Raw genomic sequence first — 26,583 nt, 5'->3', positions numbered from 1 at the left:
AAATCCCGGGCCCCGGCCTCTCATTCCCAGGCCGTCAGCGGGCCGCCCAAAGCTCCGAAGAGCGGCCCGGAAGCCGTATCCCATCTCCGGATTGCCCCTTGTTCAGCGCTCTCCTAGGCGTGCCCCGCGGACTGCATTTGCCGCAGTTCCTTCTTCAGCTCGCCGACCTCGTCGCGGAGCCGCGCGGCAAGCTCGAACTGGAGCTCCCCGGCCGCGGCGTGCATCTGTTCGGTGAGCTGCTCGATCAGCCCCACGAGGTCCTCGGCGGGGGCGGCGGCGAGCCCGTCGGCCCGGATGGTCGAGGCGCCCTTGCCCTTGCCGCGGTTCCTGCCCGCGGACGCCAGGAGCTCGCGGGTGTCCGCGTCCTCCTTGGCCAGCTGGTCCGTGATGTCGGCGATCTTTTTCCGCAGCGGCTGCGGGTCGATCCCGCGCTCGGTGTTGTACGCCACCTGGATGGCCCGGCGGCGGTTGGTCTCATCGATGGCGTGGGCCATCGAGTCCGTGATGCGGTCCGCGTACATGTGGACCTGGCCGGAGACGTTGCGGGCTGCCCGGCCGATCGTCTGGATCAGCGAGGTGGACGAGCGCAGGAAGCCTTCCTTGTCCGCGTCCAGGATGCTGACGAGGGAGACCTCGGGCAGGTCGAGGCCTTCGCGGAGCAGGTTGATGCCCACCAGCACGTCGAAGACACCCATCCGGAGTTCGCGGAGGAGTTCCACCCGGCGGAGGGTGTCCACGTCCGAGTGCAGGTACTCGACCTTGACGCCGTGGCCCAGCAGGTAGTCGGTGAGGTCCTCGGCCATCCGTTTGGTCAGCGTGGTCACCAGGACGCGCTCGTTCTTCCCGGTGCGGGTGCGGATCTCGCCGAGCAGGTCATCGATCTGTCCCTTGGTGGGCTTGACGATGACCTCGGGGTCGATCAGGCCGGTGGGACGGATGATCTGCTGGACGGAACCGTCGGCCTTGCCGAGCTCATACTTGCCCGGTGTCGCGGACAGGTACACGGTCTGGCCCACGCGCTCGAGGAATTCGTCCCATTTCAGCGGCCGGTTGTCCATCGCCGAGGGCAGCCGGAAGCCGTGGTCCACGAGGGTGCGCTTGCGGGACATGTCGCCCTCGTACATGGCGCCGATCTGCGGCACGGTGACGTGGGATTCGTCGATCACGAGCAGGAAGTCGTCCGGGAAGTAGTCGATGAGGCAGTGCGGTGCGGTGCCGCCGGCGCGGCCGTCGATGTGGCGGGAGTAGTTCTCGATGCCGTTGCAGAACCCCATCTGCTGCATCATTTCCAGGTCATAGTTGGTGCGCATCCTCAGCCGCTGGGCCTCCACGAGCTTGTTCTGGCCCTCCAGGACCTTCAGCCGCCCGGCGAGTTCGTCCTCGATGGCCGTGATGGCGCGGCCCATGCGCTCGGGGCCGGCGACATAGTGGGAGGCCGGGAAGACGTACATCTCCGTCTCGTCCCGGATCACTTCGCCGGTGAGCGGATGCAGGGTGTGGATGTTTTCAATCTCGTCCCCGAAGAACTCGATCCGGAGCGCCAGTTCCTCGTACATCGGGATGATTTCCACCGTGTCGCCGCGGACCCGGAAGGTGCCGCGGTGGAAGTCCATGTCATTGCGGGTGTACTGCATGGCCACGAACTTGCGGAGGAGGTCGTCCCGGTTCATTTCGGCGCCCCGGCGGAGCGTCACCATCCCGGCGATGTATTCCTCCGGGGTGCCCAGGCCGTAGATGCAGGAGACGGTGGCGACGACGATCACGTCGCGGCGGGTCAGCAGCGCGTTCGTGGCGGAGTGGCGGAGCCGTTCCACTTCCTCGTTGACGGAGGAGTCCTTCTCGATGAAGGTATCCGTCTGCGGCACGTACGCCTCGGGCTGGTAGTAGTCGTAATAGGAGACGAAGTACTCCACCGCGTTGTTGGGCAGCAGTTCGCGGAATTCGTTGGCCAGCTGCGCGGCGAGGGTCTTGTTCTGCACCATCACCAGGGTGGGCCGCTGGACCTGCTCGATCAGCCACGCCGTCGTCGCACTCTTGCCCGTACCGGTGGCGCCGAGCAGTACGACGTCCTTTTCGCCGTTCCTGATGCGTTCGGTGAGTTCCGCGATCGCGGCGGGCTGGTCACCCGCCGGCTGGAAGTCGCTGATGACCTCGAAGGGCGCCACGACGCGGTTGATTTGCTGCGCAAGACTCATGCATCTAATCTACCGCCGCCCGCCGGCGGCTACGCGGGATTCCGCTTTCGGCGGTACGCCGGTCACTGGTACGACGGCGGTTGCCAGCCAGTACGCTGCGCCCAGGCTTCCATCCTGGGGGCGGCGTATCCGGTGAGCCAGCCCTCCTTGTCCGCCGCGTAGCCCGCCGTCGACTTGTCCTCCCCGTGCAGCGCGGCAACCCGCCACTTCTCGGCCGCATAGTCCCGTCGGGCGTCGGCATCGGCCCGGAGCCAGTCCCGGAAGCACAGGGCATAGCGCCAGCCCGGCGAACCCGCGGCGCGCAGATGGATATTCACCGGCCGGCCGGGGTCCGCGCTGCCGTGCAGCCGCTTGCCCCAGTCCGCGGGGTCCGGGTGGGGGGGCCGGGGGGTGTCGGAGATGATGCCGGGCCAGCGCGGAAACCCGGCCGCGGCGAGGAGCGGCGCGATCCGGTCCGCCGTCCCGAGGTCCCGCACGCTGAGCTGGAGGTCGATCACGTCCTTGGCCTCGAGCCCGGGGACGGCGGTGGAGCCGATATGGTCCACGACGAGGATGTCCTGCTGCGCCGCCGCCTGCAGCCGGGCGGCCAGCCGGCGCGCCTGGCCCGCCCACTCCGGACTGGCGGCGCTGAGCACCGGGCCGCCCGGCCGGGCGGCGATCCGCTGCTGCGCCACGTTGAGGGCAAACGGGGCCAGCCGCTGTTCCCACAGCGTGTCGACGGCGGCCCGGAGCTCGTCCCGGGTGCCGGAGTTGTCCAGGACGACGTCGGCGGCGGCCAGGCGTTCCTCGCGCGTGGCCTGCGCGGCCATCCGGGACCGGGCGTCCCCGACGGTCATGTTGCGGTGTTCCACCATGCGCTGCACGCGCACATCGTCCGGCGCGTCCACCACCAGGACCAGGTGGAAGCTGCTCCCCTGCCCGGTCTCCACCAGCAGCGGGATGTCCTGGACGACGACGGTTCCGCCGAAGGCGGGGCTGGGCTGCGCGGGGCTGGCCTGCGCGGCGGCGACCAGTGCGGCGGCGACCAGTGCGGCGGCGCGCTCCCGGACCAGGGGGTGGATGATGCCGTTCAGCACGGCCAGGCGTTCCGGGTTTCCGAAGACCACGGACCCCAGCCGGGGCCGGTCCAGGCTGCCGTCCGCCCTCAGCACCCCGGCGCCGAACGCGTCGACCACCCGGGCCAGTCCGGGCGTGCCCAGCTCCACGACCTCCCGGGCCAGCGCGTCCGCGTCCACGAGCACCGCCCCGAGCTCCCGCAGCCGCGAGGCCACCACTGACTTCCCTGAGGCGATGCCGCCCGTCAACCCGATCTTCAACACTCCACCAGACTAAGCTGATCCGGTGGCAGAAGACGCGGTTTCCCCCGGGAGCAGGGCCGCCGTGTACACCACACTGGCCGCCGGGCCCGCGTTCCGGCACGAGATCGAGATCAAGAGGTCCCGGTTCATCACTGTCCTCGCCCGTACCGGCGACGAGGCCGGCGCCCGGTCCGTGGTCGCCGGGCTCCGCAAGGAATTCCATGACGCGCGGCACCACTGCTCGGCCTTCGTGCTCGGGGCCGACCGTCAGGTCCAGCGCTCCAATGACGACGGCGAGCCGTCCGGAACCGCCGGCATCCCGATGCTCGAGGCCCTGCTGAAACGCGAAACCGGCCCGGGGGTGGCGGACCTCAGTGACGTGACCGCCGTCGTCGTCCGCTATTTCGGCGGGATCCTGCTCGGCACGGGCGGGCTGGTGCGCGCCTATTCCGAGTCGGTTTCCGGTGCCCTGGACCGCGCACCGCTCGTGCAGCGCCGCCGCCTGCGCATCTGCTCGGTCGCTGTGGCGCCTGCGGCGGCGGGCCGGCTCGAGAATGATCTCCGCGCCGCCGGCTATGTCATGGCCGAAACGAGCTACGGGGCACAGACAACGGTCCTCCGGCTTGCCCTCCCTGACGAGCCCGAGGGACTGGCCAGGGCGGCGGAGCGGCTGGCGGCGGTATCGGCCGGTAGCGCCTCGCTGGTGCCCGGAGAAACGGAATGGATCGACGTCCCCGGCAGCTGAGCAGGCCCGGCGGCCGCCCGGGACATGCCCCGCCTTGCCCGCGGCCACGAGACATATTCCCTAAGTGTCCAGTGGTCGGGCCCAGGACTGGACATGTCCCCCGGCTGCGCTGATCCGCGGGCCCGCGTAACATAACGTTCCTGTTTCGGCGCTGAAGCGTGCGGGGCGCCCGATTTCGCCGCCCCCCGGAACAGCACCAGCGGAGCCATGCCCTTAGCACGTCCCGACTTGAGATTACCTGAATTTTTGCCGAAATATACCCCTGACTCTTCTTTCGCTCCCACCATCGGACTATCGTTTTGTGTGGGCAAACCCCACCGTAGAAGTCCGTTGATGCGAGATGAGGCGGGGTGTTGTTCCGGCACTAAGCCAGGCGACGGATCACCGTTCCTGAACCTGGTCCGTAGGCGTTGTGGCAGGCGCGGGGGCGCCCCCACAACTCAATCACCGTTCCCTCAACACGGCTGGGGCCGTGCAGGCAAAATGGCAGGGCGCGGAGGTTCCCACGAAGCTGGGGCCAATAACCGCAGACAGACAACTGGGCAGGAACCCGCAGTTCCGCATGCGCGGCCACATAGAGCCCGCGAGTGCTCCAGAAAACTGGTTCCCACCGTGATGGTGCATGCCCGGATCTGCCTGTGACTTCCATCAGGAATGAATCACAAGCGAGGAAAACTCATGAACGACGACAAACTCATGAAGAAGTCGATTCGATTGGTCGGTTCCACTCTGCTGGTCACAGGACTGGCTGTCGGGGGCGGCGCCTTATCTGCGGGAGCAGCCTCAGCAGACACGGGCCAAGGGTCCCTCACGGTCGCCCATAACAACACCTGGGGCAACAGTTGGGACCACAAGAAGGACTCGAAGGACAACAACAGGTCGTGGGACAACGACAGGTCGTGGGACCACAAGAAGTCCAAGGACCGTGACGACCGCGACTCCTGGCGGAACCACGACTGGAACAAGGGTTGGTTTGACAGCCACAAGCGCTGGCACGACCGGGACGATGACCATGGTTGGCGTGATGACGACGGCAACTGGCGCTCGGACGACGACTTCGGCGGTTGGTGGATCGGCGACGACGGCTGCTGGCACAACCAGGACGGCTGGAAGGACCACGGCGGTCGCTGGCACTGGAACTGGTAGAGGCACTACCACGGCCTGCCGCAGGGCAGTTGAGCGGTAGTTCCCGCGTCCCAGGGACCAACTGTGATTGAGGGGCACACTGAGGGCGTTGCCTTTCCGGCAATGCCCGCAGCCCTGAGGAAATGTCCTTAACCGAACGGTGGCCGCCCCCTTGGGGACGGCCACCTTCAGCATATGGAGCGTTCAGCGCACTAAGCGCCTGATCTCACGGAGCGGACTCCGGGAGAAGGTCAGGCAAATCAGTTGCCGGTCAGCTTCTCGCGCAGAGCAGCAAGAGCCTCGTCGGAAGCAAGCGTGCCCGCACCGGCGTCGGCCGTGGCCGGCTCGGAGGAGTAGCTGGTGGTGCCGGAATCGCTGTCACCGGACGTTGCAGCGGCAGCGTCGTCGGCGGCGTGCTGGGCAACCTGCTTCTTGTGGGCTTCCCAGCGGGTCTGGGCGTCAGCGTACTGCTGCTCCCAGGCGGCGCGCTGCGTCTCGTAGCCTTCAAGCCACTCGTTGGACTCCGGGTCGAAGCCCTCCGGGTACTTGTAGTTGCCCTCTTCGTCGTACTCGGCGGCCATGCCGTAGAGAGCCGGATCGAATTCGGTGCTTTCGGCGTCGACTCCCTCGTTGGCCTGCTTGAGGGAGAGGGAGATGCGGCGGCGCTCGAGGTCGATGTCGATGACCTTGACGAACAGCTCGTCACCAACGGAGACAACCTGCTCGGCCAGCTCAACGTGGCGGACGGCGAGCTCGGAGATGTGGACCAGGCCTTCGATGCCGTCTTCAACGCGGACGAACGCGCCGAACGGAACCAGCTTGGTGACCTTACCCGGAACAACCTGGCCGAGGGCGTGGGTGCGGGCGAAGGTCTGCCACGGATCTTCCTGCGTGGCCTTGAGCGACAGGGAAACACGCTCGCGGTCCAGGTCGACCTCGAGAACCTCGACGGTGACTTCCTGGCCGACTTCGACAACCTCGGACGGGTGGTCGATGTGCTTCCAGGACAGCTCGGAAACGTGCACCAGGCCGTCTACGCCGCCCAGGTCCACGAAGGCACCGAAGTTGACGATGGAGGAAACGACGCCGGGACGGACCTGGCCCTTTTCCAGCTTGTTGAGGAACGTGGAGCGGACCTCGGACTGGGTCTGCTCGAGCCAGGCACGGCGGGACAGCACAACGTTGTTGCGGTTCTTGTCCAGCTCGATGATTTTGGCTTCGATCTTCTGACCGATGTACGGAGCAAGGTCGCGCACACGGCGCATCTCGACGAGGGATGCGGGCAGGAAGCCGCGCAGACCGATGTCGAGGATAAGACCACCCTTGACAACCTCGATGACGGTACCGGTAACGACACCGTCCTCTTCCTTGACCTTCTCGATGTCGCCCCAGGCACGCTCGTACTGAGCACGCTTCTTGGAGAGGATCAGGCGGCCTTCTTTGTCTTCCTTGGTGAGCACCAGGGCTTCGACCAGATCACCGACGGAGACGACGTCTCCGGGATCAACGTCGTGCTTGATGGAAAGCTCGCGGGAGGGGATGACACCTTCGGTTTTGTAACCGATGTCGAGCAGGACTTCGTCGCGGTCGACCTTGACGACGGTACCTTCGACGAGATCTCCGTCGTTGAAGTACTTGATGGTGGCGTCGACTGCTGCGAGGAAGTCCTCAGCGGTACCGATGTCGTTAATCGCGACGACGGGGGTACCGGGCTTCTCGGTGGAGGTGATGGTCATGTAGTAGGGGCTCCGTTGTGGATAGTAAGTCGGTCAGGAGAACCGCATCGCCCGCATTATGGAATGCAGGCCAAGAACACGGCAGATCAAATGGCGATCGGCCAGGTCATCCTGGTTGTGGATTAATTATGGATTCCAGCTGCGCGCACGTAGTACGCGCCCGTTTATTCTAGTCGTATCCCGCAACGCCGGTCAAAGCGCCGGGCGCCACCACCGGCGTCGGACCGGACCGTCCAACGGGGCCGCCCACAGGCCAGGGCGCGCCCCGGACGTGAGCCATCAGAAGTGCGTCAGGCAATGCGGTGCCCGTTCGACGGCGAACATGAGCCGCGCCTTCAGCGCGGCCCCGGGGGCGTGTTCGGTGATCTTCCCGGCCGCCGTGAGCGTCACCGGGCAGACGGCGCCCAGGTAGATCGAGCCCAGGTGGGCGACGTCGAGGGTCAGCTCCGGAGCCGCGCCGGGGGGCGCGGCGGAAACGGCGGCCTCCCCTTCCGTGACCTCCAGGAGGAACGTCCCGGCGGCGAAGCCGAGGCCGTCGGTCACCGACAGGACCAGTGAGCCGTCCACCGGGTAGCGGCGGGCGCCCAGTGCCTTGTCCGTGTCCAGGATCCGGAGCATGTCCCGGTGGTCCGAGGATTCGATGCAGCGGGGATCGTCGAGGGCCCACACCAGCGGGTCATCCACCGGTGCGTCCTGCCAGCTGATCCGTTCGATCAGGTCGATGCTGCCGAGGAACTGCCACAGCTCCAGGTAGGCATCGTCCGTGGCCGCCACAAGGTCCACTATTTCCACCGTGTACGGCTTGGTGTCCCAGCCGGCGAACTTGTAGGCGACGTAGCCGTCCACCGTCCCGGCGGCGTCGTAATGCAGGGCGCACCTGATCGCCTCGTCTTCGCCGCCGTCCCGGCCGAAGGAGCCGGAGGCCCGCTGCCGGTAGGCCTCCTGGCGCACGATGGAACCGGGCGTGGCCCGGTGGACCCGCGCGAAGACCTGCGGAGCCAGTTCGAGCACGACCTTCCGGTCCGCGATTTCCACAGTTCCCGCCGCTGCGTGGCGCAGGCGGAAGCGCGGCCCGGCGTCGACCTTGACGCTGCGCTCAAAGGTTGCGACGCCGAAACCGAATCGGCCGTAGATCGACGCTTCGGACGCGGTCAGGGCGGCCACCGCCAGGCCGTCGGCCTTCGACGCGGCCAGGTCCTCGGTCATCATGCGGCGCAGGAGGCCCCGCCGCCGGTGCGTTCCCCGGACGGTCACGGCGGTGACCAGCTGGGCCCGGAGCTGCCGGCCGTAACCGATGTTGAGGTCCTTGCGCAGGGACGCGAAGGTGGCCACCGGAACGTCCGCGGCCAGGGAATGCGGCGCCACGTCCCCGGCCTGGTAGACGCCCGTCAACTCGCCGTCGTCAGCCCGGTAGTTCGCGAGCACCTTGTCCACGAACTCGTCGCTGCGGCGGGCGTCATGGAACCCGAACCCGACCGCCTGGACCCAGGCCGCACAGTCCCCGTAGGCATCGGTGTCTTTTCCGGCTGCCCGGAACCGCCTGACCTCATACTTTTCTGCCATGTCCTGCCCCCTGTGCGTCGACGACCCGTCAATGGATCCTGCGGCCCGGCAAACCCGGGCCGGAACCTAGTGCCCGGCGTCGTACCAGGTGGGACCGACGCCGATCTGGACGTCCAGCGGAACGCTGAGGTCAGCCGCGGCGCCCATCTGTTCAGTGACCAGCTTTTCGACGGCCTCCCGCTCGCCGGTGGCGACCTCGAGCACCAGTTCATCGTGCACCTGCAACAGCATGCGCGACTTGAGCCCCTGGGCGGCCAGCTCCGAGTGCACGCCGAGCATCGCGCGCTTGATGATGTCCGCAGCCGATCCTTGGATGGGTGAGTTCAGCGCGATGCGCTCCGCGTTCTCGCGAAGCTGCCGGTCCGTGCTGGTGAGGTCCGGGAGGTAGCGCCGGCGGCCTTCGATGGTGGCCGTGTAGCCGTCGATGCGTGCCTGGTCCACCACTCCGCGGAGATAGTCGCGGACAGCGCCGAACCTGTCGAAGTATTCCTTCATGAGGGTACGGGCCTCGTCCACGGAAATCTCCAGCTGCTTGGAGAGCCCGAATGAGGTCAGCCCGTAGGCGAGGCCGTAGGACATCGCCTTGACCTTGGAGCGCATCGCGCTGGTCACCTGGTCGACGGGCACATGGAAGATGTTGGAGCCCACGAACCGGTGGAGGTCTTCGCCGTCCTGGTAGGCCTGGATCAGCCCCTGATCGCCGGAAAGGTGGGCCATGATGCGCATTTCGATCTGCGAGTAGTCCGCGGACAGCAGGCATTCGTAGCCTTCGCTGACGACAAAGATGCCGCGGACGCGGCGGCCTTCCTCGCTGCGGATGGGGATGTTCTGGAGGTTCGGGTTGTTGGACGAGATCCGTCCCGTCGCGGCCACGTTCTGCGCGTAGGTGGTGTGGATCCGGCCGTCGTCGGTGACGGACTTCTTGAGCGACTCCAGCATCTGGCGCAGCTTCGACGACTCGCGGTGCGCCATCAGCTGGACCAGGAATTCGTGCCCGGTCTTTTCCAGCAGGTTCTTGAGCGAGGCGGCGTCGGTGGTGTAGCCGGACTTGATTTTCTTGGTCTTCGGCAGCCCCAGTTCCTCGAACAGCACCGTCTGCAGCTGCTTCGGCGAACCCAGGTTCACTTCGTGGCCGATCGCGGCGAAGGCAAGCTCCTGGGCGTTGTCGATCACCTTGGCGAGATCGGCCAGCTGCTCGTCCATGCGCGGCATGTCGATGGCGATTCCTGCGAGTTCCATGTCGGCAAGAACCCGGCTGACAGGCAGCTCAAGGGTGGTCAGCAGGTCCTGGGCTTTGCGTTCCTTCAGTTCCGTTTCGAAGTAACGGCTCAGGGCCTGGACGACGGCGGCCACCTGGACCAGCGCGCCGGCAGCGGCGGCGTCATCGCCGTCGAACGCCAGCTCCAGCTGGCCGGCCTTGGCGGCCTCGGTCGAGACGCTGATGTTGAGGTGGTGCTGGGCCAGTTCGGCGAGCTCATAGCTGCGGCGGTCAGGCTGGATCAGGTACCCGGAAATCGAAGTGTCGTCCACCACGCCCTCGATTTCCAAGCCGCGGGCGGTCAGCGCCTTCAGGGCGGCCTTGTAACCGTGCATGACCTTGGGCGATCCGGGGTCCCGCAGCCACGCCGCCAGGACGTTTTCGGAACCGGCGTCCTGGCCGGCCAGGTCGATGTGGGCGGCGGCGCCGTCGCGGACGATCGCCAGCGCGGCGGCATCCTCCCCGATCCGGCCCGGGACCAGATCGACAGCCACCGCGGATCGCTGCCCGGCGGCACCTCCCGCCAGGAAGGCGTCCAGCTCTGCTGCCCCGGCCGGGGTCACGAAATCCGGGGTTTCCAGGCTTTCCCGCTCCGCTTCGGGAACCTCACTGCCGTAGAGGGCAAAGAGCCGGGTGCGGATGGTCTTGAATTCGAGGGCGTCGAACAACTCCTCCAGGGCCGCCTGGTCCGGCCGCGGTTCCGCGAGATCGTCCAGCGTTACCGGGAGGTCGAGGTCGGTATGGAGCCGGTTCAGCCGCCGGTTGCGCTTGACGTCCTCCACGTTTTCGCGGAGGGCGTCCCCCACTTTCCCGCCGATGGAATCCAGGTTCTCGAGGACTCCCTCCAGCCCGCCGTACAGGTTGATCCATTTGGCCGCCGTCTTGGGGCCGACGCCGGGAACGCCGGGGAGGTTGTCCGCGGACTCCCCCACCAGGGCGGCGAGGTCCGAATACTGGGCGGGGCTGACGAAGTACTTCTCCTGGATGGCCGCCGCGTCCAGCCGGGGAATGTCGCTGACGCCCTTCCTGGGGTACAGCACGAACACGTTGTCCGTAATGAGCTGGAAGGCATCACGGTCACCCGAAACCAGTAGTACCTCGAAACCGGCCTTGTCTCCCATGGTGGCGAGTGTGGCCAGGATGTCGTCGGCTTCATAGCCGGGCATCTTGATGGTCTTGATACCCCACGCGCCCATGACCTTGTCGATGAGGTCGATCTGGCCGCTCATCTCCCGGGGAGTTTCGTTGCGGCCACCCTTGTAGTCGCTGTACTCCGCCTTGCGGTGCGTGGTGTCATCCGAGACGTCGAAGGCTACGGCAACGTGGGTGGGCTTCTGTTCCTTGATGAGGTTGATCAGCATGGAGGTAAACCCATGGATCGCGTTGGTGTGCTGCCCATTGGCAGTGGAGAACTTGTCGGCCGGCAGGGCGAAGAAGGCACGGAAGGCCATGGAATGGCCGTCGAGGACCATCAGCCGGGGCTGGTCCGTGATGGGAACCACGGGCGCCTCCGTGGCGGACACCTCCGGCACGGCGCGCCGCGGCTTCCCGGCGGGCCCGGCCACAAGGACAGCCGCACCCTCTGCCGGAGCCACGGCTGCTGCTGTTTCTGATGCAGTGTCTGCCGATCTGGCTGCTCCGGTGTCGAATGACGTGTCTAATGACGTGTCTAATGACGCTGGGGAAGGGGCCGGTTTGGTAGTTTCGCTCACAGGTGCCAGCCTAGTTGCCATGATGGACAATTTCACGCCCGCCCCCTACGCGGCCGAACTGGCAGCCGCGGGAGTGCCCGACGAACTGCTCGATTGGCTCGGCTGGAGGGGTCTCGGTGCCCTCGTGGTGAAGATGGGGATCCATTTCCTCGAGATAGGCCCGGAACGGTCGGTGGCAACGATGCCGGTGGCCGGCAACACCCAGGTGGCCGGCATCCTGCATGGCGGGGCACATGTGGTCCTCGCCGAAACGCTCGGCTCCTTCGCGGCCGGGATGCACGCCGGCCCGGGACGGCACGCCCTCGGCATCGAGGTGGGCGCGACCCATCACCGCCCGATCGCGGAAGGCACCGTGACCGGAACCTGCACCGCGATCCACCTCGGGCGCACGCTCACCACGCACGAGATCGTCATGACGGACGAGAAGGGGCGCCGGCTCTCCACCGCCCGGATCACCAACCTGATCCGCGACGACGCGGGGTAGGACGCGGGGTAGAAAGCGGATAGCGTCTGCCGGGCAGCGCCGGCCCTGCAGCCGGGCTAGGGCCTGCCGCCAAAGCGGTAGTGCAACTCGACAATCCCGCGTCCCAGGGTGTGGGAGGAGATCAACTCCAGTGGCGGCGTCGGGCCGTCCATCGGAAGCACCGGCTTGCCGCCGCCGAGCACCACCGGGATGATCGAGACGATCAGCTCATCCAGCAGGCCGGCGTCGGCGAACTGCGCCGCCAGGACTCCCCCGCCGACGATCCAGACGTTCCGGCCGGCCGCCGCTTCCTTCAGGTCCTCGGCGAATTCGCGGACGGGCCCGCGGACGAACGTGATGTCCGAGCCCTGCGGGGCGGAGAGTTCGTGATGGGTGAAGACCCAGCACGGGGTGCCCGGGTAGGGCCAGTTGCCGGGTTCGTGCTCCATCAGCCACGCGTAGGTTTCGCCGCCCATGACGATACAGCCGACGTCGGCCATGAACGCATCGTAGCTTTCCTTGCCGCCGGCGAAGCCGTCGAACTGGAGCAGCCAGTCCAGCCTGTCATTGACGGTGGCGATGAATCCGTCCAGGGAGGAGGCCACGAAGTATTGGAGGCTCGGCATGGCCCCAGCCTACTCATTTCGGGCCTGGGTGCCCATCCTGCCGCGGTGCGGGGACGGTCCCGTTGGGCGGGGGGCGCCTATTTACTGAAGTACGGAATGATCAGGTAGAGCCCGAAGAGGACGGCAGCGCCGCACAGGCCGAAGCACGCGTAGGCAAGCGGCCGGACCCAGGCCGGGTTGCTTTCCCGGACGTCGCCGGCAATGGCGGTCAGCCGGACGCCAAGGGAGTACAGGACGACGACCGTCACCGCCGCCACGAGGGTCGCGCCGGCCACGGTGACAACTTCCAACCATTTCATCGCTGGACATCCTTAGTGCTCTTGCTCGGCTTGCCGGCCGGTTTCTTCTTGCGGAACTGCACGGCGTGACCCGCTTCCTCGACCTCGACCGCGTTGTGGTGGCCCACATGGGACTTCCGCGAGTGGATAAACATGTACCAGACCGCAGCCGTGCCGGCGATTGCCGCGACGACGACTCCGATGACACCTGTCTTGACGAGCAGGGCGGTCAGCGCGCCCACGATCCCGGCCGCCGGCAGCGTGAAGAGCCAGCCGACGGCGATCCGGCCGGCCGTGCCCCAGCGCACCGAAGTGCCCCGGCGTCCCAGTCCGGAACCGATCACCGAGCCGGAGGCCACCTGCGTGGTGGAAAGGGCGAAGCCCAGGTGCGAGGAGGCGAGGATGGCCGAGGCGGTGCTGGTCTCGGCCGCGAAGCCCTGGGCGGGCTTGACGTCGGTCAGGCCTGCTCCCATGGTGCGGATGATGCGCCAGCCGCCGGCGTAGGTGCCGAGGGCGATGGCCAGGGCGCAGGCCGTGATGACCCACCACTGGGGCCCGGAGCCGGCCTGCTGGGTGCCTGCGGCGATCAGGACGAGGGTGATGATGCCCATGGTCTTCTGCGCATCATTGGTGCCGTGGGCGAGGGCCACGAGGCTGGACGTGAAGATCTGGCCGGTGCGGAACCCGCCGCGCTTCTGCGTGAGCTTGTCGCCGGTTTCCGGGTCGTGCCGGGACGTCAGCGCATAGGCCAGCCTGGTGCACAGGTAGGCCACGCCGCCTGCGATCAGGGGGGCGAAGAGCGCGGGGAGAACGACCTTCTGCATGAGGCTCTCGAAGTTCACGGAGTGGATGCCGATGCCCGCAATTGCCGCGCCGATCAGGCCGCCGAAGAGGGCGTGGGAGGAACTCGAGGGCAGGCCCTTGAGCCAGGTGACCATGTTCCACAGGATGGCGCCCATCAGGCCCGCGAAGACGATGTCCGGGGTGATCTGGATTCCCTCGGAACCCTCCCGGATGATGCCGCCGGAGACGGTCTTGGCTACTTCAGTGGAGAGGAACGCACCCACCAGGTTCAGCGCAGCCGCCAGGGCGACTGCCGTCTTCGGTTTGATGGCACCGGTAGCGATGGGAGTGGCCATCGCGTTGGCGGTGTCATGAAATCCATTGGTGAAGTCGAAGAACAGCGCCAGCGATATTACCAGCGCCACCATTACGGTGATTTCCACCTGTTGCCCAATCTGCAGAGTCGACGGTCAGCAGTTTCACTTCCCCGTTGCCGGCCCCGCAGTGTTCATCCGGTGTCCGGATGGAATGACTTGCGGCCGACGGCAATGCAGCTTGAAACCCTATAGATCGTACGCGGTAAGGGCAGCCCGGCAAAACATCACCAGGAGACGCGGAATGCCGGACACCTGTTCGGTGTCCGGCATTCTGCGTTCGGGCAGTCACGACGCGCGGCCGGGGCACTGGATGGCCCCGGCCGGCGCCCCGACCGGTCAGCCAGCCGCGGGGCCTCAGGCGACCGGTCGGCCGGCCGCGGGGCCTCAGGCGGGGAGGTGTACCCGGCGTGCCGGGCTTTCCACAGCGGGGACGCCGTCGCCGGCCTGGCCGTACAGCCAGTCGTTGTACTGGAAATCGTTGCCCTTGCGGCTCTTGAACAGCAGGTTCCGCAGGGTGCGGGCCAGCCCGGAGACGTGCCAGGATTCGCCCCAGATGCGGGCCGTGCGCTGCACGCGTGCCGTGCGGCCGGCGCGGACGTTGTTGAATTCCCGGATGGCGCCGTCCCAGGCGTCCGGGTTGGCCCCGTCCGCGGTGAAGACCGAGCCGTTGGTGACGTCCTGCAGCACGGCGGCGTCCTCGAGGGCCTGGCAGGCGCCCTGGGCGAGGTACTGCAGCATCGGGTGGGCGGCGTCGCCCATCAGGACCATCCGGCCGGCGACCCAGTTTTCGATCGGGTCGCGGTCGTACATGGGCCAGCGGATGCCGGTGGCCAGGTTCTTCAGCGCGGCCCGCACCTCGGGCACGCAGTCCTTGTAGGCTGCCTCGAGCTCGTCGATGCCACCGTACTGCTCCTCGCCGCGCTCGAAGGACGGGGACTTGAACACGGCGACGGTGTTCAGCAGTTCCCCTTTGCGGAGCGGGTACTGCACGAGGTGGCAGTTCGGTCCGAGGTAGACGATGACGTCTTCGAGGTCGGCCTTGGGGGTGCTGTCGGTGATCGGCACGGTGCCGCGGTAGGCCACGTAGGCCGAGGGGACGGGCTCGTCGTTTGCCACGAGCGGACGCAGGGTGGACTTCAGTCCGTCGGCGCCGATGACGACGTCGGCCTCGTAGTCCACGCCGGCCGCCGTGTGGGCGACACCGCGGCCGTTTACGGTTTCCACGCTCTCGACCATGACGTCGTTGACGAGCTTGACGCCGGCCGCCTCACAGCCTTCGAGCAGGACGCGGTGGAGGTCGCTGCGGTGGATCACGACGTACGGTGCGCCGTAGCGTTCCTCGAATTCGCCGCCCAGGGCCTGGCGGGTGAGTTCTTCGCCGGTCACGGCGTCGCGGAAGACGAGGTGCTTGGGCTGGACGCCGATTTCCAGCGCCTTCTCCAGCAGGCCCCAGCGCTGCAGGACGCGGGAGGCGTTAGGCGCCATCTGCAGGCCCGCGCCGACCTCGCCGAATTCGGGGGCCCGTTCCACGAGGGTAACGTTCGCGCCGTTTTCGCGCAGTGCGAGGGCACCGGCCAATCCGGCCATTCCCCCTCCGATGACCAGGACATCGGTGGCCTTGGCGTGCTCAGACATTGCTAACTCCTTGTGAGGTTGTTGCTTGTGATTTCAGTTTGAGGCCGACCGCGGCCAGCAGTACCGCCGCGATGGCGGCTGCCGCGGCGAAGGCGAGGAAGTTCGAATTGACGCCCAGCCCGGCGGCCAGCAGGAGCCCACCGACCTGCGGTGCGGCGACGGCGCCGATCCGGCCCACCCCCAGGGCCCAGCCGAGGGCGGTGCCGCGGAGGTGGCCCGGGTAGTGCCCCGCGACGGCGGCGATGATCAGGCACTGCGTGCCGTGGGTGCCGACGCCGGCCAGGACGAGCATGAGGTACACGACGCCGACGGGCGGGCCGCTGATGAGGACCACGAGGGCGACGGCGGCGACGGCCGCCGCGGCGATGGACGTGGGCACCGGACCGAACCGGGTGCCGGCCCAGGCCGTGATGACCGACCCGGCCACTGCACCGAGGTTCAGGGCCAGGGCGAACGTCAGCGCGGAGCCCAGGTTGTAACCGGCCAGCTGCATGAGGTTCGGCAGCCAGGTGCCCAGTCCGTACCAGGCGAACAGGGTAGCCAGCGTCGCCACGGCGAACAGCACGCTGACGCCCAGGTACGGGGCACGGAGCAGCGAGGCGAAGCCGGCAGGCTCCTTGCTCTTCGCCGTGCCCCGGCTCGGTGCCAGTGTCTCCGGGAGGAAACGCAGGCCCAGCGGAACCACCACCAGCAGTGCGAGCACGGCAACGAGGAACATTGCCGGCCAGCCGAAGGCGGGGATCAGCGGGATGCCCACGAGGGCCGCGATGGATCCGCCGATCGGGACGCCGGACATCATCAGCGTGGCGATGGTGGACCGCCACTTGGCGGGCACCAGCTCGGCGACGAGGGCATTGGCCGAGGGCACGAGCCCGCCGAGTCCGATCCCGGCGAGCAGGCGCATGGCACCGAAGAACGGAGCATTGGGGGCGAACGCACAGAGGATGGTGAACAGCGAGAAGACAACGGCGCAGCCGAGGATAGTGCGGCGGCGGCCCCAGGAGTCGGCCATGCGGCCGGCGAAGATCGCGCCGATCATCATGCCCAGGAAGGCCATGGAACCGATGGTGCCGGCGGTGGCCTTCGTCAGGCCCCAGCCGGTATCAGCGATCAGCGATGACTGGACCGTGCCGTAGACGATGAGGTCGTAGCCATCGAAAACCACCAGGAGCCAGCAGACAAGGACGGCGAGGACTGACCGCCGGTAAAACCGGGATGCCGGCCCATCGCCGGCGCCGGGGAAGGTGGCCCCGGGTTTTGGCCGCTCCGGCGCTGGAGCGGAAGGTGTGTGATTCATCCCACTACTGTCGTCGTCATCGCCCGTGAACCACAATACAATTCTGATGTGCAGAACAACCCATCACGCAGGACCGCTAGCAAGCCCGCCCAAAAGCGCCCGACCTACTCCATCGAAGCCGTGGACAACGCCCTGCTGCTCCTGCAGCTCCTGCGCGACGGCGGCGCCCTGCGGCTCAAGGACGCCGCCGCCGAGCTCGGCGTGGCCCCGTCCACCGCCCACCGGCTGCTCGCCATGCTCGTCTACCGGGGCTTCGCCGTGCAGGACGAAACCCGCCGCTACGTCCCCGGTCCCGCCATGGGCGTGGGGCCGGCAGGGCTCAGCTGGACCAGGCTGCTGCGCACCATTGCGCAGCCGCACATGGAGCTCCTCACCGGGAAGGTCAACGAAACGGTCAACCTCATGGTCCGCGTGGGCACGAAAGTCCGGTTTCTGGCCACCGTCGAAGGAAACAATGTGCTGCGGGTAGGCGACAGGCAGGGCACCGTCATGCCCGCGAACAGGACCTCCGGCGGCAAGGCCATGCTGGCGGAACTGGAACTGCCGATGCTGGAACAGCTGTTCCGCAGCAGCAACATCGACGGCGACACCGCCGGCGACACCGCCGGCGACACCATTCCGGACGGCGAATACCCGGCCTTCCTGCGCGAGCTGGAGACCATCCGCGGCAACGGGTTCGCCGCGAATTTCGAGGGCACCGAGGATGGCGTCAGCGCGCTCGGGATGGCGCTGCACAACATCCGCGGGGACGTGGTGGGCGCCCTGAGTGTCGCCACCCCGGCGACCCGGTTCCGGAGTGTTTTCGACGCCGGGCTGGTGCCGGCCCTGCGCGAAACCTGCCGCCAGCTGGAGATCGATATCGCAGCCAATCCGGCGGAACGGGACTGATCCCTGTTTCTGCCCAGCGATGATTCTGTTGTGCAGAATATGTTGGAAGTCACACGCTGGCCTCCGTAGAGTCGGTGAACGCCCACGAACTGTTCTGCACTAACCGAGGAGGTCCACGTGTCCATCAGCGCCGATAGCACCACGCATGAATCAGTCGCCGCCCAGCACAACGCTGCGGAGCCGACGCCGGAGGAGGCTGCGCAGCTGGAAAAGCTGTACCAGGATTTTGAGACCGGAAACCTGATCCCGCTATGGACCCAGATCGCCGACCTCATGCCCATGGTCCCCTCCCCCAAAGCCATCCCCCACGTCTGGCGCTGGAACGACCTCTACCCGCTGGCGGCCCGCGCCGGGGACCTGGTGCCTGTGGGCCGCGGCGGGGAACGCCGCGCGATTGCCCTGGCGAACCCGGGCCTGGGCAAGACCCCGTACGCCACCCCCACGCTCTGGGCGGCCATCCAGTACCTCGGCGCCCGCGAGACCGCCCCGGAGCACCGCCACTCGCAGAACGCGTTCCGCTTCGTGGTCGAGGGCGAGGGCGTCTGGACGGTCGTCAACGGCGACCCGGTGCGCATGTCCCGCGGCGACTTCCTGCTGACCCCGGGCTGGAACTTCCACGGCCACCACAACGACACAGATGAGCCGATGGCCTGGATCGACGGGCTGGACATCCCGTTCGTCCACTACGCCGATGCCGGCTTTTTCGAGTTCGGCACCGAACGGGTCACCGATGAAGCGACCCCGGACATCTCCCGTGCCGAGCGGCTCTGGGCGCACCCGGGCCTGCGTCCGCTCTCCGGGCTGGATGACACCACCAGCTCCCCCATCGCCGCCTACCGCTGGGAGCACACGGACCGTGCGCTGGCCGAGCAGCTGCTGCTCGAGGACGAGGGCCACCCTGCCACCGTCTCCCAGGGCCATGCCGCGGTGCGCTTCACCAACCCGACCACCGGCGGGGACGTGATGCCCACCATCCGGGCCGAATTCCACCGCCTGCGCGCCGGCGCCTCCACGGAGGCCATCCGCGAGGTCGGTTCCAGCGTCTGGCAGGTCTTCGAGGGTTCCGGCAGCGTGGTCCTCAACGGGGAAACGAAGAACCTGGCGAAGGGCGACCTCTTCGTGGTCCCGTCCTGGACTGAATGGTCCCTTCAGGCCGACCTTCAGGCGGACCCGCAGGCCGGGACCGAATTCGACCTCTTCCGCTTCAGCGATGCCCCCATTTTTGAACGGCTGAATTTTAACCGCACCTACATCGAAGGACGCAACAAATGAGACTCCTCACCCTCCGCACTGAACACGGAACCAAGGCTGTCCGCCAGGACGGCGGCACCCTGACCGAGATCGAAGGCTTCGCCAACGTCGGGGAACTGCTGAACACCGCCGGCTGGGAGGAAACCGCCAAGGCCGCCGCCGGCGCCACTCACCCCCTCGAAGGCGCCGACCTGGATGCCGTCGTGCCGTTCCCGGGCAAGATCATCTGCGTCGGGCACAACTACCGCAACCACATCAAGGAAATGGGCCGGGAAGTCCCGGAGTACCCCACCCTGTTCGCCAAGTACCAGGAATCCCTGATCGGCCCCAACGATGATCTGGCCCTGCCGCAGGAATCGGACAAGGTCGACTGGGAGGCCGAACTCGCCGTTGTGATCGGCAAGAAGGGCCGCCGGATCAGCGAAGCCGACGCGGCGGAGCACATCGCCGGCTATGCCGTGCTGAACGACGTGAGCATGCGCGACTACCAGTTCCGCACCATCCAGTGGCTGCAGGGCAAGACCTGGGAGAAGTCCACCCCGTTCGGCCCCGCCCTGGTCACCAAAGACGAGTTCACCGCCGGCCTCATGACCTCCGCCGTGGACGGCGACATCCAGCAGCAGACGCCCACCAACGACGTCGTCTTCACGCCCGAGTTCCTGGTCTCCTACATCTCCACCATCATCACGCTGAACCCGGGCGACGTGATCGCCACCGGCACCCCCGGCGGCGTGGGCCACGCCCAGGACCCGAAGCGCTACCTCCAGGAGGGCCAGGTCCTGGTCACCACCATCGAGGGCCTGGGCCAGCTGAAGAACCGCGTGGTCAAGGAAGCCTGATGGTTGAACGCCACGACCGGACCACGGACCCGGAACTGCTCGCGGCCCTGCTGCAGGCGCGGCGGGGCACGGCGTTCTTCGCCCGCAAGCTCAACGAGCTGTCCGACGCGGAGCTCGACGGCGATTCGCTGCTCCCGGGCTGGAGCCGCCGCCACATCACGGCGCACATCGGCTATAACGCCCGGGCCATCGCACGGCTCGTCGAGTGGGCGGCCACCGGCGTGGAGACGCCGATGTATGCCTCCACCGATGTCCGGGACCACGAGATCGAGTTCGGCGCCACGCTGAGTCCGATCGCGCTCCGGCACCTCTTCGACCACTCCGCCGTGCACCTGAACGTCGAATGGCGGGACCTGCCCGAGGACGCGTGGCACCACAAAGTGCGCACCATCCAGGGCCGCGAAGTCCCCGCCGCCGAGACGGTCTGGATGCGCACCCGGGAAGTCTGGATGCACGCGGTGGACCTGGCCAACGGGGCCGCCTTCGCGGACATCCCGGCACCGGTCCTTGCCCGACTGCTCAAGGACATCACCGGCGCCTGGAAAACCCGCGGCACCGATACCGGGCTCGTGGTCAACGTGACCGGCCAGGAACCGGAGCTCACCTTCGGCGACACCTCAGCGGAGTCCCCGACAGTGGTCTCCGGCCCGCTTCCCGCGGTGGTTGAGTGGGCCGCCGGCCGGAGCAGCGGCGGCGTGACCGCCGTCGGGCCGGCGGCGGACGCGGACGCCGGGTCGGTCGATGCGGTTCCGGCCGCACCGAAGTGGATCTAGGCAGCCGGTTTCCTTGTCGGGTGCAGACTATACCGGCGTCAGCCGTCGTCGTGCTTGACCTTGTGCAGCCGGGTGACGACGGTGGGGCAGGGCACGTGCAGCAGCACGGCGTGGGCCGTGGAGCCCAGCACCAGCCGGGAAAATGCTCCCCGACCGCGGCTGCCGATCACCAGCAACCGGGCCTCCCGCGCGATCCCGACCAGGGCCTTGGCAGGTTCGGTATCCGTTTCGAGCCGGCGGTTGATCACGAGATCCGGGTACCTGTCCCCCAGTCCTGCCACCGATTCGGCGAGGACCACGCGGTCCTCTTCAACGATGGCCGCAGCCAGCCCGCTGGCCGGCAGCTCGTTTTCGACCCACCTGGCCGGGCTCCGGAAGGCAAGGACCACCGTCAGCCCATCGCCTCCACGGTCGGCCTCGGCGGCGGCGAAGGACACGGCCTGGAGTGACTCCTCGGATCCGTCCACGCCGACCACAACGCCGTGGCCGCCCGTCCCCGGCGTTGGCGGGATGACAGCGACCGGGCTGTCCGAGGCGGAAACAACCTGCAGGGCGCGGTCGGTCATCGGCCCGCCGTCCAGCCAGTGCCGGTCATGCGCGCCGACCACCAGCAGGGAGGCTGCCTTGGACGCTTCCCGCAGGGCCGCACCCGCGCTGCCGTGCCGGAGCTGGGTCTCGACCTCGACGTCGGGGGCCTGCGCCCGGGCGCTGGCCTGCACTGTCTGCAGCAGTTCCATCCCCGATTCCCGGACGAGTTCGTGGTACTGGAAGTCCGGGGACATCCAGCGGTCGTCCACTGCGTAAAGGGCGATCACCGGAAGCTTGTACCGGGACGCACGCTGGAGGGCCCACGCCAGTGCGGCCTCGCTTCCCGCGGACCCGTTAATGCCGACGACGATTGGTTTATTCATTGCGGATCCTGCTCTTTCCACTGCCTAGAAACCGGTGGGTTCGGTCTCGAACTCCGGCTCCCGGGGCGGTTGCTCATGATGCACCGGACGCAGCGCTGCCGTGTGTTCAAGCCAGATCAGGGCGTCGTAGCGCTCCCCCATCCGGGTGGGGATGTAGTTCCCGAGCTCCCGCTCCGGGTTGTAGACCACTCCGATCGCGCGGTGCCCGAGCCAGGTCGAGAGCCACGGCCCGGACCTGTCGTCGCCGAATTCAAGGACCGAAGGCACGCCGAGGGCCTCATGGAGGAAGTCCTCGTGGCTGCCCTGCCGCGCGGGCGGAACCCGGAGGATCCGCTCCGTGCTGCCCCAGGCGTCCGCGGCGATCACCTCGCCGCGGTGGGAGGCGAACCCCACCAGCATCACGCCCTCGCTGGCGTGCCGTTCCCGCAGGAGCTGCCCCACATTCACGAGGCCGTCCCGGGCCATGTCGGTGGCCCGGGCGTCCCCGACGTGCGTGTTGTGCTCCCAGATCAGCCCCTTGGACGCCGCGCCCAGGTGCCGGCTGATCCTGTCGATCGTGTCCGCCATGTGGTGGTCCCTGATGTTCCAGGACTGCCGGTCGCCACGGACCATGACGCGGTAGTAGTGCTCCGCGTTGGCGGCCACCTCGGCGTTTTGGACGGCGTCGAAGGCTTCCTCGCCATGGTCACCGGGGCTGGACACCCGGTTCCTGACTTCCGTGAGCAGGGCTACGACGTCGGCCTCGCAGGACTCCGGTACCAGCCGCGTGCTCCAGGCATATTCATGCGGATCCTGGTGGTGCGGCAGGAAGCACTGCCAGGCACGCCTGGCCGCGGGGACGGAGTCGGGGACATGCTCCTGCAGCCAGTCCATGGTCTCGCGCAGGGAATCCCACAGGGAATAGACGTCCAGCCCGTAGAATCCGACCCGCCGGGCCAGCGGGCGCCTGGTGTTCCAGGTGCGCAGCCAGTCAAGGAAGGCCGCCACTTCCTCGTTGGCCCAGAGCCAGGTCGGCCAGCGTTCAAAGCCGGCGAGCAGGGCGTGGACACCCTGGTCCTGCCCGCTCTGGCCCCGCACCCAGCGGTTGATGCGCCGGCACTCGGGCCAGTCACCCTCGACCCCGATCCAGTTGTAGCCCTGCTCCTCGATCAGCCTCCGGCTGAGGGTGTCCCGCCAGGTATAGAACTCGTGGGTGCCGTGGGAAGCCTCGCCAATCGCCATGAAACGGCAGTCCCCGGCACGCCGCACGAGCCCGTTGAGGTCCCGGCCGGTCTTCAGCGGCCGGGCGAGGGCGTGGATCTGCTGCAGCACGGAGGTCCTGGTGACCGCCGCGGGACTCATCGGGGCTCCTCGCCGGAGATCTTCGCCTGGCGCCTGGCACTCCGGCCCGTACCGGTGGCTCCGGGTAACCGCACGCCCGGCTGCTGGTGTTTCATGGTGCTCCCGTTCCGTGGCCCGTATCCGTCCGGCAACGGGCTGCCGGAGCCACGACGGGTGCATGATCGGGCACGCGTTGGACTTGCGAATCGCGCTTTACCTCCAAGCTTCCGCGCACGATGCCTCCGCACCTAGGGCCGAAAGTCACGTCCGTGGTCAGTGGCCGCCCTGATGGCCCGAGGGCGCCTGGCTTTCCCCGGAATCCGGCGCCGGCTCGCGGGACAGATCCACGCCCTCCCCGGAGGTCGAGCGGGGGGTCAGTTTCACGTCGCCGGGTTCGACGCCGGCGTCCCGGGCCATGCCGGCGCGAACTGACTCGACGAGCGCGTCGCTGAGCAACGGCCCCGTGTAAGCAACCCCCAGCATGCCGCTGTCCAGCGAGGTCGTGTAGTTTCCGAGTGCATCCGCGAGAATGCCTTCCGTTGCGATCGTCTCCGCCAGGGAAGCCGGATCACTGGAAGGAACGGCGAACTGCAGATCGTGGACCAATACCGACCCGATATGGACACTGTCCACTCCGGTGAAGGACCCCACACGGCCGAAGGCGCTGTCGGCGAGCGCACCCGCATCCTCACGCGTGCGTCCGGCCGGGAGGGACACGGTCAGCCCCGGATCCAGCTGCTCGAGGACCGCGTCGTCGAGCACATCCGGGGAGATGTCGGACAGGGTGATGCCGCGCTCAGCCGCGGCCCGCTCGAGCTGGCTGCGCAGGGTCGCCACGTCGGCCTCCGGTGTCGGGTGGACGGCGATCACCACACGGCGTCGCACCATCAGCCCGTCATGGCTGACGGCGGGACGTCCGTTGCCGACGTCGGTTCCGGCCTCGAGATTCACGGCCGCGCCTGTCGCCGGAATTACGGGCGGATCCGGCGTTCCGCCCGTACAGGCAGTCAGGGCCAGGACGAGCAGGGCACCCGCGGCCAGTCGCCCGATGCGCCCCATGGTCAGGTCCCGGCAGGAAAGTCGGGCCGGTAGACCGGCGGAAACGAGTCGTAGGGGGTGGTGTCCCGGACCGGAGGATCGGAGCTGATGGGGTCGTTGTTCCGCAGGTCCCCGACGGAGAATTGCACCATCATGTCGTGGTCCTCATGCACCAGGTTGTGGCAATGGACCATGTACCGCCCCCCAGCGTCCGCGCCCGTGTCGAACTGCATGAGCGCGGTGATGGACTCGTTCTCGCCCGCGTAGAAGACGTCCTTGGGGCCGGTTTCCCATGCGAACGGTTTGCCCCCGTTGGTGTTCCTGGCGATGATTTTGGCGTCAATCAGGTGGATGTGCACGGGGTGGAACCAGCCGCCGGACGCATTCGTGATGGTCCATTGCTCGATGTCATAGGGCTGGGGATTACCGAACAGCTTGGTGAATCCTGACTTCTCCACGTCCGCCCACGTGACGCCGTTGATGGTCCACTGCCCGTTCACCCGCAGCACTTTGAGCTCGCGTTTTACTTTGGCCATGTCCGGGGTGAGACTCATGGTGGCAATGCCGCCCCGGGTCGGGTTGAGGGCTCCGCCGTCGTCCAGCGCGGCGGGGATGCTGGAGATGGAGCCGGCTCCAGTACCGGAGTCCGCCACGACCTCAAACCGCATGATTTTGTCGGTGTTGGCGAAGTCGATGTTGTTCTTGTTGCTGAGGTTCCGCAGCTCGACCATCTGCCCGGCCTTGTAGTGCCGGAAGTCGATCAGGATCTCGTAGCGCTCCGCGGTGCCCTGCCGCCAGGATTTCACCGCCTGGACCGTCGGCACCATGCCGGCGTCGGTTCCGACCACATAGACGGGATCCCCGGTCGACAGCGTCGGGCGGTAGGAACGCGAGATGGAGGCCACGAGCACCCGGAAACGGTAGATCCGCGGCTTGACCTTCATGGTGGGCCACGGCACGCCGTTGACCATGATGATGTCGCCCCACAGTCCCTTGTGGTCGTTGTCGTTGTACCCGAGGGAACCGTCGGCGTTGAACAAGGCGTCCGAAAGCATCAGCGGCACGTCAAACTCGCCCTGGGGCAGCTGGGCGCGTTCGAACCTGTCGGACAACGGATAGAAGGCGGCGAGGCCGGAATAGACGTTCTGGGCCGTGATGTGGTGCTTGTGGTCGTGGTACCACAGCGTCCTCGCCGTCTGCCAGTTGGGGTAGTGGTAGTTTTTGACATTTCCCGGAACGGTGATGTCGTTGGCGTAGCCGTCGTATTGCGGCAGCGAGGCCGAGCCGTGCAGGTGGGTGACGGTGTTGAAGGCCCCGGGCTGGAGCAGGCCCAGGGCGGGGAGCGCGTTCCGGATCCGCACCTCGATCCTGGTGCCTTGGGTGGCCCGGATGGTGGGGCCGGGAAAGATGCCGTTGTAGCCTGCCACGGTGGTGTACAGGCCGGGCACAAACTGCGCCTGACCGAGCTTCTGGGTCAGCGCGTAGCGCTCATAGGGCCGCGCGGGGTCCCCGCCGTCGTAACCTTTCTCGAAGGGCAGCAGCTCCGGTGGGCGGCGGAATACCCCCGCGTAGGGAATGGGCATGTTCTGGGGCGCCAGCAGGCTGGGGGTCAAAGGAGTCCCCGCCGGGGGCGGCACGGGGGCGCCGTCGTCGCCTCCCCCCTTCATTCCTGCCAGGCCCAGTGCGCCGACGGCTCCCAGTTTCAACAACTCTCGTCGTGTGGTCATGGCCCCTCCAATGTGGGGAATAGGACTGAATCTTCGAACTGTATAAGGGGTCGAAAAGTCGTTTTCGGCCAAGTGGGGAAGCCGGCTGGCGGGCCCTTGCGGACCCGCCAGCCGGCGATCCCGGACTGCTACTACAATGCTGATCCCGTGGTGAACGTCCACGTACGGGTGGTCAGCGGGTTACCGGCCAGGTCCCGGACCCCAGTCGTGCCACCGGTGATGGTGACCCGGTACTGGATGTTCGAGGCAAGGCTGGCGTTCGGGTTGATCGTCAGCACCCTTGTCAGGGGGTCGAACGAGACCACCGCGGTGACCGGAGCTCCGGTGGAGACCAGGTTTATCCGGACCTTCCCGGCAACGGCGAAGCCGGTGATGGCCTCACTGAACCTGGCGGTCACATTGCTGTTCCGCCGCACCGCGGTGGCTCCCGGAACGGGAGTCGTGCCGGTGATGGTGGGGGCAGGGCCGGTAGTGAACGACCACGAGGTGGTCACCATCGTGTTGCCCGCAAGGTCACTGATTCCGGAGACGGTCACCCTGTACACCCGGTCGGCCGTCAAGTTCCCGTTCGGGTTCAGCGTCGCAACCTTGGTGAGCGGGTTGTACGACACTGCGGCGGGGACCAGCGTTGCGCCGAGCCGGAGCTGGAAGTTGGTTCCCGTGACTCCCCTCACCGCTTCGCTGAGCGTTGCCGTCAGGTTGGCGGTCTGGCTTACGGAGAAGGCACCCGCTGCCGGGGTCGTCG

At 67.3% G+C, this 26,583-nt stretch carries 22 protein-coding genes; 7 read left to right on the top strand and 15 right to left on the bottom strand.

Annotation, left to right across the window (positions count from 1 at the left end):
• Positions 1-113: 113 nt before the first annotated feature.
• Together uvrB and coaE are read right to left on the bottom strand one after the other, a co-directional pair.
• On the bottom strand, positions 114-2,195 hold the full coding sequence (uvrB, locus tag J9611_RS10630; protein ID WP_211880005.1) for an excinuclease ABC subunit UvrB: 2,082 nt from the start codon (positions 2,193-2,195) through the stop codon (positions 114-116).
• Between the two features lie 62 nt (positions 2,196-2,257).
• Positions 2,258-3,514, bottom strand: coding sequence for a dephospho-CoA kinase (gene coaE, locus J9611_RS10625; RefSeq protein WP_211880003.1), 1,257 nt, complete (start codon positions 3,512-3,514; stop codon positions 2,258-2,260).
• 22 nt (positions 3,515-3,536) lie between these two features.
• Between coaE and J9611_RS10620 the strand changes: the two genes are divergently transcribed.
• On the top strand, positions 3,537-4,238 hold the full coding sequence (locus J9611_RS10620) for an IMPACT family protein (RefSeq protein ID WP_307857074.1): 702 nt from the start codon (positions 3,537-3,539) through the stop codon (positions 4,236-4,238).
• A 678-nt stretch (positions 4,239-4,916) separates the two neighbouring features.
• Positions 4,917-5,384, top strand: coding sequence for a hypothetical protein (locus J9611_RS10615; protein ID WP_211880001.1), 468 nt, complete (start codon positions 4,917-4,919; stop codon positions 5,382-5,384).
• A 239-nt stretch (positions 5,385-5,623) separates the two neighbouring features.
• On the opposite strand, the gene rpsA is transcribed toward J9611_RS10615, so the two are convergent.
• The 3 genes from rpsA to polA all read right to left on the bottom strand — a co-directional run bounded on the left by rpsA (position 5,624) and on the right by polA (position 11,371).
• Positions 5,624-7,099 carry a 30S ribosomal protein S1 gene (gene rpsA / locus J9611_RS10610; RefSeq protein ID WP_211879999.1) on the bottom strand — a complete coding sequence of 492 codons (1,476 nt, stop codon included), beginning with the start codon at positions 7,097-7,099 and terminating at the stop codon, positions 5,624-5,626.
• A gap of 279 nt (positions 7,100-7,378) precedes the next feature.
• Positions 7,379-8,695, bottom strand: coding sequence for a GNAT family N-acetyltransferase (locus J9611_RS10605; protein WP_307857075.1), 1,317 nt, complete (start codon positions 8,693-8,695; stop codon positions 7,379-7,381).
• Positions 8,696-8,728: 33 nt separating this feature from the next.
• On the bottom strand, positions 8,729-11,371 hold the full coding sequence (polA, locus tag J9611_RS10600) for a DNA polymerase I (RefSeq protein ID WP_246527648.1): 2,643 nt from the start codon (positions 11,369-11,371) through the stop codon (positions 8,729-8,731).
• A gap of 280 nt (positions 11,372-11,651) precedes the next feature.
• Between polA and J9611_RS10595 the strand changes: the two genes are divergently transcribed.
• On the top strand, positions 11,652-12,116 hold the full coding sequence (locus J9611_RS10595) for a hotdog fold thioesterase (protein WP_211879996.1): 465 nt from the start codon (positions 11,652-11,654) through the stop codon (positions 12,114-12,116).
• Positions 12,117-12,172: 56 nt separating this feature from the next.
• On the opposite strand, the gene J9611_RS10590 is transcribed toward J9611_RS10595, so the two are convergent.
• From J9611_RS10590 to J9611_RS10570, 5 genes are all read right to left on the bottom strand, one after another.
• On the bottom strand, positions 12,173-12,721 hold the full coding sequence (locus J9611_RS10590; protein WP_211879994.1) for a dihydrofolate reductase family protein: 549 nt from the start codon (positions 12,719-12,721) through the stop codon (positions 12,173-12,175).
• A gap of 77 nt (positions 12,722-12,798) precedes the next feature.
• Positions 12,799-13,020, bottom strand: coding sequence for a hypothetical protein (locus J9611_RS10585; protein WP_211879992.1), 222 nt, complete (start codon positions 13,018-13,020; stop codon positions 12,799-12,801).
• A complete protein-coding gene (locus tag J9611_RS10580; RefSeq protein WP_211879990.1) occupies positions 13,017-14,225 on the bottom strand; it encodes an inorganic phosphate transporter in 1,209 nt (402 codons plus the stop codon). The genes J9611_RS10585 and J9611_RS10580 overlap by 4 nt, the downstream gene beginning before the upstream one ends.
• A gap of 318 nt (positions 14,226-14,543) precedes the next feature.
• Complete coding sequence (locus J9611_RS10575) at positions 14,544-15,794, bottom strand: FAD-dependent oxidoreductase (RefSeq protein ID WP_211879988.1); 1,251 nt, start codon at positions 15,792-15,794, stop codon at positions 14,544-14,546.
• Entirely contained in the window at positions 15,787-17,091 is a 1,305-nt protein-coding gene (locus J9611_RS10570; RefSeq protein WP_211879987.1) for an MFS transporter, read from the bottom strand. The genes J9611_RS10575 and J9611_RS10570 overlap by 8 nt, the downstream gene beginning before the upstream one ends.
• Before the next feature lie 48 nt (positions 17,092-17,139).
• Here J9611_RS10570 and J9611_RS22485 point away from each other — a divergent pair, with 48 nt between their 5' ends.
• The 4 genes from J9611_RS22485 to J9611_RS10550 all read left to right on the top strand — a co-directional run bounded on the left by J9611_RS22485 (position 17,140) and on the right by J9611_RS10550 (position 20,842).
• Positions 17,140-17,979 carry an IclR family transcriptional regulator gene (locus J9611_RS22485; RefSeq protein WP_211879985.1) on the top strand — a complete coding sequence of 280 codons (840 nt, stop codon included), beginning with the start codon at positions 17,140-17,142 and terminating at the stop codon, positions 17,977-17,979.
• Positions 17,980-18,096: 117 nt separating this feature from the next.
• Positions 18,097-19,251 carry a cupin domain-containing protein gene (locus J9611_RS10560; RefSeq protein WP_211879984.1) on the top strand — a complete coding sequence of 385 codons (1,155 nt, stop codon included), beginning with the start codon at positions 18,097-18,099 and terminating at the stop codon, positions 19,249-19,251.
• Complete coding sequence (locus tag J9611_RS10555; protein WP_211879983.1) at positions 19,248-20,069, top strand: fumarylacetoacetate hydrolase family protein; 822 nt, start codon at positions 19,248-19,250, stop codon at positions 20,067-20,069. Before J9611_RS10560 ends, J9611_RS10555 begins: the two co-directional genes overlap by 4 nt.
• Complete coding sequence (locus J9611_RS10550) at positions 20,069-20,842, top strand: maleylpyruvate isomerase family mycothiol-dependent enzyme (RefSeq protein ID WP_211879982.1); 774 nt, start codon at positions 20,069-20,071, stop codon at positions 20,840-20,842. Before J9611_RS10555 ends, J9611_RS10550 begins: the two co-directional genes overlap by 1 nt.
• 38 nt (positions 20,843-20,880) lie before the next feature.
• On the opposite strand, the gene J9611_RS10545 is transcribed toward J9611_RS10550, so the two are convergent.
• The 5 genes from J9611_RS10545 to J9611_RS10525 all read right to left on the bottom strand — a co-directional run.
• Positions 20,881-21,753 carry a universal stress protein gene (locus J9611_RS10545; protein WP_211879981.1) on the bottom strand — a complete coding sequence of 291 codons (873 nt, stop codon included), beginning with the start codon at positions 21,751-21,753 and terminating at the stop codon, positions 20,881-20,883.
• Positions 21,754-21,777: 24 nt separating this feature from the next.
• Positions 21,778-23,094, bottom strand: a complete 1,317-nt coding sequence (locus J9611_RS10540) for an erythromycin esterase family protein (RefSeq protein ID WP_211879980.1) — start codon at positions 23,092-23,094, stop codon at positions 21,778-21,780.
• A 252-nt stretch (positions 23,095-23,346) separates the two neighbouring features.
• Positions 23,347-24,132, bottom strand: a complete 786-nt coding sequence (locus J9611_RS10535; protein WP_211879978.1) for a hypothetical protein — start codon at positions 24,130-24,132, stop codon at positions 23,347-23,349.
• Between the two features lie 2 nt (positions 24,133-24,134).
• A complete protein-coding gene (locus tag J9611_RS10530) occupies positions 24,135-25,838 on the bottom strand; it encodes a multicopper oxidase family protein (RefSeq protein ID WP_211879977.1) in 1,704 nt (567 codons plus the stop codon).
• 131 nt (positions 25,839-25,969) lie between these two features.
• A partial coding sequence (locus J9611_RS10525; protein ID WP_211879975.1) for an Ig-like domain-containing domain occupies positions 25,970-26,583 on the bottom strand: 614 nt, incomplete at its 5' end.

The sequence above is a fragment of the Pseudarthrobacter albicanus genome (genome assembly GCF_018224015.1).
Classification (GTDB): domain Bacteria; phylum Actinomycetota; class Actinomycetes; order Actinomycetales; family Micrococcaceae; genus Arthrobacter; species Arthrobacter albicanus.
This window is presented reverse-complemented; position numbering and strand designations above follow the sequence as displayed.

What these genes read in the sequence shown, in the direction of transcription:
- J9611_RS10575 (WP_211879988.1), bottom strand. Translation starts at nt 15,794, where the DNA reads ATGTCTGAGCACGCCAAGGCCACCGATGTCCTGGTCATCGGAGGGGGA.
- rpsA (WP_211879999.1), bottom strand. Translation starts at nt 7,099, where the DNA reads ATGACCATCACCTCCACCGAGAAGCCCGGTACCCCCGTCGTCGCGATT.
- polA (WP_246527648.1), bottom strand. Translation starts at nt 11,371, where the DNA reads ATGGCCTTCCGTGCCTTCTTCGCCCTGCCGGCCGACAAGTTCTCCACT.
- J9611_RS10570 (WP_211879987.1), bottom strand. Translation starts at nt 17,091, where the DNA reads ATGAATCACACACCTTCCGCTCCAGCGCCGGAGCGGCCAAAACCCGGG.
- J9611_RS10585 (WP_211879992.1), bottom strand. Translation starts at nt 13,020, where the DNA reads ATGAAATGGTTGGAAGTTGTCACCGTGGCCGGCGCGACCCTCGTGGCG.
- J9611_RS10540 (WP_211879980.1), bottom strand. Translation starts at nt 23,094, where the DNA reads ATGAGTCCCGCGGCGGTCACCAGGACCTCCGTGCTGCAGCAGATCCAC.
- J9611_RS10535 (WP_211879978.1), bottom strand. Translation starts at nt 24,132, where the DNA reads ATGGGGCGCATCGGGCGACTGGCCGCGGGTGCCCTGCTCGTCCTGGCC.
- J9611_RS10595 (WP_211879996.1), top strand. Translation starts at nt 11,652, where the DNA reads ATGATGGACAATTTCACGCCCGCCCCCTACGCGGCCGAACTGGCAGCC.
- J9611_RS10530 (WP_211879977.1), bottom strand. Translation starts at nt 25,838, where the DNA reads ATGACCACACGACGAGAGTTGTTGAAACTGGGAGCCGTCGGCGCACTG.
- J9611_RS10555 (WP_211879983.1), top strand. Translation starts at nt 19,248, where the DNA reads ATGAGACTCCTCACCCTCCGCACTGAACACGGAACCAAGGCTGTCCGC.
- J9611_RS10590 (WP_211879994.1), bottom strand. Translation starts at nt 12,721, where the DNA reads ATGCCGAGCCTCCAATACTTCGTGGCCTCCTCCCTGGACGGATTCATC.
- J9611_RS10545 (WP_211879981.1), bottom strand. Translation starts at nt 21,753, where the DNA reads ATGAATAAACCAATCGTCGTCGGCATTAACGGGTCCGCGGGAAGCGAG.
- uvrB (WP_211880005.1), bottom strand. Translation starts at nt 2,195, where the DNA reads ATGAGTCTTGCGCAGCAAATCAACCGCGTCGTGGCGCCCTTCGAGGTC.
- J9611_RS10615 (WP_211880001.1), top strand. Translation starts at nt 4,917, where the DNA reads ATGAACGACGACAAACTCATGAAGAAGTCGATTCGATTGGTCGGTTCC.
- J9611_RS10550 (WP_211879982.1), top strand. Translation starts at nt 20,069, where the DNA reads ATGGTTGAACGCCACGACCGGACCACGGACCCGGAACTGCTCGCGGCC.